Annotated in this window: 5 protein-coding genes and 1 pseudogene; 4 read left to right on the forward strand and 2 right to left on the reverse strand. The window is 56.0% G+C overall.

Translation table 11 applies throughout. The features are described from left to right. Positions 1 to 913, forward strand: a 913-nt coding sequence (locus CPT76_RS30555) for a substrate-binding domain-containing protein (RefSeq protein WP_105445539.1), incomplete at its 5' end; no start/stop codon positions are given. 186 nt (positions 914 to 1,099) lie between these two features. Here CPT76_RS30555 and CPT76_RS30560 read toward each other — a convergent pair. Then, complete coding sequence (locus CPT76_RS30560) at positions 1,100 to 2,098, reverse strand: glycoside hydrolase family 113 (protein WP_105445591.1); 999 nt, start codon at positions 2,096 to 2,098, stop codon at positions 1,100 to 1,102. A 263-nt stretch (positions 2,099 to 2,361) separates the two neighbouring features. After that, positions 2,362 to 4,206, reverse strand: coding sequence for an LTA synthase family protein (locus tag CPT76_RS30565; protein ID WP_258168979.1), 1,845 nt, complete (start codon positions 4,204 to 4,206; stop codon positions 2,362 to 2,364). Positions 4,207 to 4,687: 481 nt separating this feature from the next. Here CPT76_RS30565 and CPT76_RS30570 point away from each other — a divergent pair, with 481 nt between their 5' ends. The 3 genes and pseudogenes from CPT76_RS30570 to CPT76_RS30585 form a co-directional block, all read left to right on the forward strand. Further along, the gene (locus CPT76_RS30570; protein ID WP_105445540.1) at positions 4,688 to 6,895 is read left to right on the forward strand and encodes a methyl-accepting chemotaxis protein; all 2,208 of its coding nucleotides are present in this window, start codon (positions 4,688 to 4,690) and stop codon (positions 6,893 to 6,895) included. 166 nt (positions 6,896 to 7,061) lie between these two features. Then, a pseudogene (locus tag CPT76_RS30575) lies at positions 7,062 to 9,378 on the forward strand (helicase C-terminal domain-containing protein). Positions 9,379 to 9,551: 173 nt separating this feature from the next. Beyond that, positions 9,552 to 10,089, forward strand: a 538-nt coding sequence (locus CPT76_RS30585; protein ID WP_146116483.1) for a Gfo/Idh/MocA family protein, incomplete at its 3' end; no start/stop codon positions are given.

Here is a 10,089-nt window from a genome sequence, read left to right on the forward strand (position 1 = left end):
GACCTATATGAGAAGCCCCCGCACGGAACCCAACACGCTTAAGCGCAGCGGCGCCAAGCATTCCGTGATCGTCCTGATGCCCAATATCCGTTTTCAGAACAGGGAATCGCTGTACTGGGGCAAGATTATGGAGGGGATTTCGATCAGCCTCGAGGAGCGGGGACTGGGCATGGTGATCATCTCTGAGCAGAACGTGGACAACTTTGTCAGCCTCCTGAATCCGGAAGGGATTCTCGGACTCATTGGGGTCGGGGAAATTTCCACGCCGCTGCTGCTGGAGGTGCACCGGATGGGGCTGCCGATCGTGCTGGTCGACATGGAGGATCCGCTCATTCCGTCCGACACGGTCTTTGCGAACAATATGGATGTGATGGCCCGGCTGACGACCCACCTGATCGGCATCGGCCATCAGCGGCTGCAGTTCATCGGAAACGACCGGTATTCGCGCAGCTTCCGGGACCGTTCCATCGGCTACAGGACGGCGCTGGATGAGCAGGGGCTGCCGAGCCAGGAAGGGCTGGTCATTCCGCTTCCCGATCTGGAGAATGGCAGCTTCGAGCCCGAGATCCGGTCGTGGATCTCGCGGAAAATCAAATCCCAATCGCTGCCGACCGCACTGGTCTGTGCCAACGATGCGATTGCGCTGACGGCCCGGGATATCCTGATCGAGCTTGGCGTGCGGGTTCCGGAGGAGGTGTCGGTCTCCGGATTCGACAATATCGCCGATGCGGCCAAGGGCAGTCCGTCCCTGACGACCGTCCATGTTCCGAAGGAGGCGATGGGCCGCCGGGCTGTCGAGAAGCTGCTCGAACGAATGGACAAGGCGGATACGCCTCTGGAAAAAATCCTGCTCGCCGGCGATATCGTCTACCGCGATTCCACGGCGCCGGCGCCGGATGGCTCCGGGAGCTGACCTCACGGCAGGTACGATACAATCTCAGCCGATCATAACAAAAAGCATCCCGCCCAACAGGCAGGATGCTTTTTATTGATAAAGGAAGTTCCGAAGTTTCCGGAGAGTGCACAAGGTTGCCCGTATGTGCGGGCTGAAAGAGCTGAAATCGCGAGGTTCTGTCTTCCTGTGCGCCCTTTAGATCGCTTACGGCTGAGCAGGCAGTCCACCGAGTTCGCGGATTTGCGCCGTGTAATGATCGCGGATGAGGCTCTCCGCCTTTTTTGCATAAGGGCAGTAATCATCATTCCCGGCGGCGTCCTCTGGTGCATACAGTGCTGCCGGCCAATACAGTGCTGCCGGCCAGTCCCACAGCATAAATCCTCCCACCCATGAACGGCTGGCGCAGGCTTCAAACATCCGCTCATAATAAGCGGCCTGTTCGTCCTCGTTTGGATCTCCGGGCAGTCCCCAGTCGTTTGGAATCCGGCTCGATCCGGTCCGGCTAGGACATCCCGCCTCCATAAAGAAGAAGGGCTTGCCGTACCGGCGGACGACCGGCTCAATGCGGTCCAGCTGCTCTTCCCAGCTGTCGATCGGGTAATAGCCGCTGGATGAAATGACATCCACTGCATCCCACCAAGCCACCTGATCTTCCTGATATTTGTCGCAGTTATAGGTAATGATGCCGGAGTATACTTGCCGAACCTTGCGGATGAGCTCGCGCCATTCCAGTTCCCTGCGGTCGGTCTGCACCATCTCGCACCCGATGCACAGCATTTCGCAGCCGGTTTCCTCGGCCATAGCCGCATAGTGCAGCATAAACCGGGTATAAGAGTCAAACCACTCGGACCATTTCGGTTCACAAGGCACGTCAATATCGAAAAAGTTAATATGAGCCCGCCAAGTTCCGTCGGCGCAGTTGACGACCGGTTTCAGGCAGACGCGCAAGCCGAGACGCTTGGAGGAGGCAATTGCATGGCGAACCTCTTCATCCGTTACGGTCGGCTCTTCCGCAAAATGGATTTCCGTCGAATGAGCCGTATCCTGCAGGGCCGCAAAGGTGACGGCCGTCCAGTTCACGCCGAGGCGGGTTACCATTTCCTCCATCGAATGTCCGGCCTCAGGGGTGTTCCATGTTCCCCGGATGCCGGTCCATCCCCAGGTCATGCCGCCGATATATCCTTCCAGCAAGTTATTGCGCATCAAATTCACCGTGTGCACCTCTTCTTGTGTTATTTTGTTAGTATAATTCGTTATTTAGTTATGATAACTTTATATACTTGTTATAAACAAAATACGTCTGAAGATCAAGTGTGCGGCTGAGGAAATATGATGATTATAGGTAGTCTGCTCGTATTGGTGTGGAGATAGGTTGTGTGAAAAGTGGATAACACATTGATAACAACGGCAAAAAAATAAAAGCCTGCCCGTAATTAGGCAAGGCTTGATATGCATGAGGCCATTCTCTATTTAAGCGGCTGCTGATTCACGTAGCTGTCGGACAGGTTCAGGAGCTTAAGCGCCCGGTTATATTCATCTTCGGTGGTCCCGCCGTCCACCGAGGTCCGGCCGCTCAGCGGGTACTGCGCTCCATCCTCGTATCCGGCTCCCGACACGAAGAGCGCATTACCGGTCAGGAAGGAACCGGTCGGCAAATAATACCGCTCTGGAATCAGATTGGAGCTCTGATTTAAGAGATCCTGCCCGAAATGAATATGGTCTTTGACGGAAACGCCCGTCAGATTGGCGACCGTCGGCAGGATGTCGACCTGTCCGCCCACCGTGTTGTTCACTTCCGGATGTTTGATCGAGCCGCCCGCCAGAATCAGCGGAATGTTAATCATATCTGAATAGGAATATTCATGTCCGTAAATTTCCTTCATCAATTCTTTATCATCACGATCCAGGGAGTACAGCGGAAGTCCCATGTGATCCCCGTAGATGACGATGAGGCTGTCGTCCCAGAGGCCGTTATTCTTCAGTTCATCGATAAACTGTCCCAGCGCATAATCCGCATAATTCTGGGCGCGGATATAATCCCCGACGAACGTACCGTCATACCGCTCAGGGAGCTGCATGTGGTATTTTCTCTCCGGAATCGTAAACGGATGATGCGCCGACATCGAGATGACCTGGGCATAGAACGGTTTGTCTTCCTGGTCCATTTCCTTCATTTTCGCGGCAGTCTTCTTATACAGCACTTCATCCGATGGGCCGAAGAAGAAGGAGTCTTCGTCACCGAAGAAGGACTTGTCGTAATAATGCTGGAAGCCAAGGGACGAATACAGCTCCCCGCGGTTCCAGAACTCTACGTCGTTCGTATGGAAGGTCGCGGTCGCGTAACCGTTGCTCTCCATCAGCCTCGGCAGGCTCGGCAGCTTCTTGTCGACATAGTTCTGTGTGGCCGCCCCGCTCGGCGGAACATAGAACGAGGTGTTCACGACGAATTCGGCATCCGATGTATTGCCTTGGCCGACCATTTGGTTGAAGTTCGGGAAGTAGTACTGCTCTTTGGCCAGCTTGTTCATATTAGGCGTAATTTCCTGGCCGTCGATCTTCAGGTTGATCAGGAAATTCTGAAACGATTCCAGCTGGATAATGATCACGTTCTTGCCTTTGGCATCCCCGAAATGCTGCGGCTGATCGGTCTTCTTGATGCCTTTGAGCTCATCGATCGAAGCCTGGGTAATGCTGTTCAGCGGAACGATGTCCTCTTTCTTCTTGGAGAAAATCGTATACGCCTCATAATTCAAAATGCCCATTTGCTGGGCTTTTTTGATCTCGTTCATGCTGGCCCGGTTCGGAACGATATTAAACAGGCAGATTACGAGGGACAGGATGAACAGCACGGTAACGACGCTCCGGCGGGCCCGGCGGCTGTTCTGATCTTTCCATTGCCGCGCGTTACGGCCGCGCATCATGATGACAAAGATCACGACGATGTCGACGTAGATCAGCAAATAGTAAGGGTCCATCAGCGAAAAGACACTGTTGCGGACGGCCGTAACCTGGTTGACCTGCTCCAGGGCATGATAAGTCGCGATGACGCCATAGTATTTGAAGTACATAATGACGGCGAAAAAGATCGTGGTCAGCAGCAGGTTGGCGATGACATAAGCCCCGAATTTCCGCTTGCCGGCAAACCACTCAATCAGACAGAACACGAGCCAAATAAACGGAATTTCGGTAATGATGGGCTTCCAGGGCATCAGGTCATTAAACGTAACGGCCCATGCCAAATACCCCTTTAAAAGTAAAAGAATGGTGAATAAGACAAACGGTTTTCGCAGAAATCCACGAAGTGAAGACACGTTACCAACTTCCTTCCTTTTAATGACGGGCTGACCTGGCTGATCTATGCCGGGCAGCTGAGTATATCGCGCGAAAAGCTGGATGATTGCGCATAAAATTGAATATCCTGCGGTTGCTTGAGCCCTTTTGTCGCATGGAATCGAGGGCAATAGGTTTATTATGCCTTCGGCTCAGAAAGATGTCAAAAGGCGAATCCTTGTCATTTCTAGTTATCATTTACCATATTGGGAAGTAAATGAACCGCATTCTTTGAAAACGTCCGGATTTCCGATCCACAGGATGACGGCGGGCTGAGCCGTAACGCCACGACACCCCGTTAACCAATGCGGTGCACTGCTTATTTCCCACCGGTCAATAACCCCCTAAAAACTGTAAAATATTGTGTTGAACCGGGCCTGCATTTTAGGTAAAATGTGCGAAACCATATTGTGTTAAATAAGTTAACGCACAATGTCATGTTTACTGAAGGGGTTGAGGGGGATGTTTGACTGGCTTGGCTTTAAAACAGGTCTACCGCTCTGGTGGTCGTACCGGTTAAACCGTCATTTGAAGGAGGATATCGAAAACATTTTTGAGGGAATCGCCCAGAATCGTATACAAATATTAGAGAGCTGGGTTACGGAGTATTGGTCCCATTTAGAGCGTTTGAGCATACAGCTTGGCCCAAACTTCGGCCATATCGTCCAGGATCCTGCCGGGGCCGCTGCCTTGGAGCCGCTGTTCGCTTCCTATATGAAGAGAGGTGCCGATTTCTCGGAGATTTTCCTGATTCGTGACGACATGAAGGTGGTGTGCTCCACCCATCCGTCCCGCATTGGGGCAAGCTGCAGCCGGGAGGATCTGATCGAGCCGGGGCTGAAGTATACGCTGCAGGGGAGTCCTTGCCTGTTCGGCCCCTATTCCGACCCGGCCACATTAGAGGTCGGCCCGAGTACTTCGGCGTTTCACGACGCGATGACGCTGTTGTTTATTTTGCCGGTCATGAATGACGGTGAGTGGAAAGGGGCGCTGTGCGGCCGGGTTCCAAACGATGTCCTGGGCGACTTGATCCAACGGGAGCAGGGGCATGTATATCCCGATTCAGGCGATAACTACATTTTCATGGCCAAGCCGGGACTGAACAAGAACATTTCGCCCGGAACGGCGCTGTCGCGGAGCCGCTTCGAGGACTTTACCTTTACGCACGGCGATAACCTGAAAGAAGGGGTGCGGACCGACTACGGGACGGTTCAGGTAAAGAACCATACCGAGCTGGAATTGGTGTTCAAGGACCCGGCCACAGGAGAGCTGCATCCAGGGGTGGCGAACACGATACAGAACGGAAGCAATCTGTTTGTGGAGTTTCCGGGATATTCGGACTACCGGCACATTCCGGTGATCGGTAAAGGGGTTACTTTTCAGCTTCCGCATTGCCCGGACGTATGGGGGGTGATGTGCGAAGGGGATTTGGAGGAGGTGTACCGCTTTAGGAGTTTCGGTTGGAAGATGAAGAAAATGCATCTGATGACAGGCCTGGCGGGCGTGATGCTGAACGGTCTTCTATTCGGCCTGCTGGCCTGGAGTCTGCCTCCGGTAACGGGGCTGATCGCGGTTCTGGCGGCAAACCTGCTGTTCGGCTGGATCGCGGTCTCCGTTCTTGAACGCAGGGGGACGCGGCGGACGGCGGAGCATTTTCGCAGCCTGAGCCGGTTCATCCGAATCAATGCCGAAGGAAAAGGGGATTTGACGCAGCGGCTGGACCTGCGCGAATTTGCGGATGACGAGGCCAAGGAGCTCGGCAAATGGGTAAACAGCATGATCGATGCCCTGGAAGGCATCATGCTGCAGGTTAAGCAGGCGGCGCAGGACGTTCAGGACAGCCAGCATGTGCAGCATGCGACAGCCCAGTCGACCGCCAGCTCCACGGAGCGGGTGAGCGGGAAGGTTCACAGCATGATCCGCGGCATCCGGGGTCAGTTGAAGGATATTGACGTGGCCAAGGACGTGTCGGTGGAGATGAGCGTTACCCTGCGGGAAATCGAAGAGGCGGCCGCTCAGCAAATTGCGGTGGCGCAAAGCGAAGTGCAGCATATCGGCGACAAGATGAAGCAAATTCAGGACAAGGTGGAGGAGAGCAACCGGACCATTCGGACGTTTATGGAAACGACGCGGGATATTGCCGGCCTGCTGACGGCAATCGAGAACATTTCCAAGCAGACCAATCTGTTATCGCTGAACGCGTCGATCGAAGCGGCGAGGGCGGGCGAGCACGGTCAAGGCTTCTCGGTAGTGGCGGGGGAAATCCGCAAGCTGGCCGAGCTTACCCGGCATTCCACCGAGCAGATCCAGCGGACGCTGCGGCAGATCGGCGGGCAGGTGGAACTGGCCTTTGCCTCCATGGACGAAGGCAGCCGGGCGGTGGAGGAGGGCACGAAAATCGTCGCTTCGGCCTCTGAAATGCTGGGACAGGCTGGCAGCCAGGACAGCCTCAAGAACAAGATGGTCGGTGAAGTGGTGGGCATCATGGAAAAGGTAGCCGCCGTCAGCATCGAAAACCGCAGCATATCAGCAGAGGTGGAAGGCACCCTGCAGGAGCTGCAGGAGGACATGCAGCATGTTCGCGGCACATCGGAAAATGTGGAGTCCATCACCGGATCGCTGCTTCAGCTTGTCAACCAGTTCCGCCTGACCGAGACGCGGAGAAGATAGCAGGAAGACGGTGGCGCCGTGTGACCTGACGCTGCCTGATGAGTTCATTAGACAAAGCTCGTGCCCCTTTATCAGGGCGGCACGGGCTTTTTTTAGTGGATAGCGAATTGGGACTGCCTGCTCCAGTTATGGTATGATAGGAAAAACAAGGGGAACGGGTGATCCTATGTCTGAAGAAAACCGGGAGCGGGCGGAGGTTCGGATATCGGTCCGGCCGCTGGTGGAATATGCTTTCTCAAGCGGGGATATCGATTCCGGATTCCGGTCGGCCACCGCCATGGTTGAAGGTACACGAATTCACCAGCACGTGCAGAAAACTTACGGGGAAGGCGACCAGAAGGAGGTGTTCCTGAAGCGGGAAATCCCGTTCGGGGATCTGACTTATGTCATCGAAGGAAGATGCGATGGCCTGATCCAAACGGATGACGGCATGATGATCGATGAGATCAAATCGACCGCTGCGAGCCTGGATGCGATGGAGGGGGACGGAAAGCCCGTTCACTGGGCACAGGCACAAGTTTACGCCTATATTTATGCCATGGACCACGGCCTGGATCGGATGACGGTGCAGCTTACCTACGTCGAGACGCATACCGGCACGGAGCGCCGTTTCCGGCGGATGCTGACGCTGGCGGAGCTCGAGGCATTTGTGATGGGGGTGCTCGAGGTCTACACCCCGTATGCCGCGCTCCGGCTGAAAAATGCGCATCTCCGGGACGAGAGCATCCGCGCGCTGCCGTTCCCGTTCGACACTTACCGGGAAGGACAGCGCAAGCTGGCGGGAGCGGTCTATCAGGCGGTGAAGGAGAAGCGGAAGCTGTTTGCCAAGGCCCCGACGGGGATCGGCAAGACGATGTCCACGCTATTCCCGTCCGTAAAGGCCATCGGGGAGGGGCTGCTTGGGCAGATCTTTTATTTGACGGCCAAGACGATCACCCGAACGGCCGCCGAGCAGGCCTTTGCGCTGATGCAGGCCAAAGGGCTGCGGATGCAGACGGTGACGATTACGGCCAAGGACAAAGTCTGCTTTCAGGAGGAGACGGTCTGCCGGAAGGATGCCTGCCCGTTTGCGGACGGCTACTATGATCGGGTTAATGGGGCGATTCTGGACATGCTGTCCCAGGAAACGGTAATGGACCGCGCCGTCATTGAGCGTTACGCGCGCAAGCACCAGGTATGTCCCTTTGAGTTTTCTCTGGACGCAGCCTACGCAGCGGATGCGGTCATTTGCGACTATAATTACATCTTCGATCCGCGGGTTTCGTTCAAACGGCTGCCCGAGGAACAGAAGAGGCAGACGGTGCTGCTCGTGGACGAAGCCCATAACCTCGTTGATCGGGGCCGGGACATGTTCTCGGCTGAGATCGGCAAGGCGGCATTTCTCGAGTTGAAGCGCGGATACAAGGGCGTGGATGCCGGGGTTCAGAAGGCGGCGGATGCGGTCAATAAATTTTTTATCGAACTGAAAAAGGAAATGGGTGAAGCCCGCCAGAAGCAGTGGCAGGAACAGCCCCGGGAGATGGGGGAGTGGCTTACGCTGTTCATCGCCGAAGCCGAGCGGGAGCTGCTGGCTCCCAAAGGTGATCCCGGGCTGCAGGAGCAGCTGCTGGATGCCTATTTTGCGTCGCAGCATTATATCCGGATCGCCAAGCTGTATGACGAACGCTTTCTGACGTATGCCGAGATTCGCGGCGGCGACTGCGTGCTGAAGCTGTTCTGCATGGATCCGTCCTACCTGCTCGCGCAGGCGGGAAAAGGCTTCCGCTCAACCGTGTTCTTCTCGGCCACTCTGTCTCCACTGTCCTACTATAGGGACATGCTGGGCGCCGGCGAGGAGGACTACAGCTTGTCCGTGCCGTCGCCGTTCAGCCGGGAGCAGCTGGATGTGCGCATCGAGCCGCTGTCCACCAGGTACCGGGACCGGGACGACACCCGGGGACGCGCTGGTGAAGCTGCTGCATGGCCTCATATCGGAGCGCAAAGCGAATTACATGGTCTTTTTCCCGTCGTACCAATATATGCGTATGGTGGTCGAGCCTTTTGCAGAGCTGCACCCGGAGGTTGGCATCATCGTGCAGGATACCGGAATGGCCGAGGAGGAGCGGGAGCGGTTCCTCGCGGCGTTCCAGGCGGACAATGCGGATACGCTCGTTGGCTTCGCCGTGCTTGGGGGCATTTTCTCCGAAGGCATCGACCTGCAGGGGGATCGGCTGGGAGGCGTCGTCGTGGTCGGCGTGGGCTTGCCACAGCTTGGTTTTGAACGGAACCTGATTCGGGATTACTTCAATGAAAACGGGAAAAGCGGGTATGATTACGCCTACGTGTTCCCGGGGATGAACAAGGTGCTGCAGGCCGGAGGGCGGCTGATCCGCTCCGAGCAGGATACGGGCGTGCTGGTGCTGGTCGACGACCGTTTTCTCCAGCGGCACTATCAGGGGCTGCTCCCGGATGAGTGGAAGGGGTTCACCGTCGGGAAGCCTTAGACGGGCGAGACGCGGCACAGCAAGTGGTGAGCCGGGCAGCTTGGTCTCGTCGGGATTTGATGCGGCGAACGGGATGGATACGAGGGCGTGCGATGCGTTCCCAACAAATCGTAGCCAAACGGGACGGACCCCGGTATAGTGGAGAAAACAGGATAAAGGTGGGATCGCGCAGGATGACACTTCGTATCGGATTGATCGGAACCGGATGGTTCAGCGGCGTACATGCCGACAACTTGGCGGGGATGGATGGAGTAAAGCTGACGGCGGTTTGTGGTACAAGCCTGGAGAAAGCAGAACGGATGGCGCTGCGTTACGGCGCCGAGGGGTATGCGGATCTGGATGCCATGCTGGACGCGGGGCCGCTTGACGCGGTATATATCTGCGTGCCGCCGATGGCACACGGCGAAATCGAAATGAAGCTGATTGAGCGCGGTATTCCGTTTTTGGTGGAAAAACCGCTTGGGCTCGACACCAGCTTGCCGGAACAAATTCTGGCCCGGGTCCGCGAGACGGGGCTGTTGACGTCGGTGGGGTACCATTTCCGCTACCAGCACAATGCAGCGCGGCTGAAGGAGGAGCTATCGAACCATACGACCGGTATGGTGCTGGGACGGTGGATGGACAGCATGCCAGGCGTGTCCTGGTGGAGACGGCAAAGCGGCTCCGGCGGGCAGTTCATCGAGCAGACGACGCATATGGTCGACATGCTCC

Origin of the sequence: Paenibacillus sp. AR247, assembly GCF_002968895.1 — a bacterium.
Lineage (GTDB): Bacteria > Bacillota > Bacilli > Paenibacillales > Paenibacillaceae > Paenibacillus_AQ > Paenibacillus_AQ favisporus.

What these genes read in the sequence shown, in the direction of transcription:
- CPT76_RS30570 (WP_105445540.1), top strand. Translation starts at nt 4,688, where the DNA reads ATGTTTGACTGGCTTGGCTTTAAAACAGGTCTACCGCTCTGGTGGTCG.
- CPT76_RS30560 (WP_105445591.1), bottom strand. Translation starts at nt 2,098, where the DNA reads ATGCGCAATAACTTGCTGGAAGGATATATCGGCGGCATGACCTGGGGA.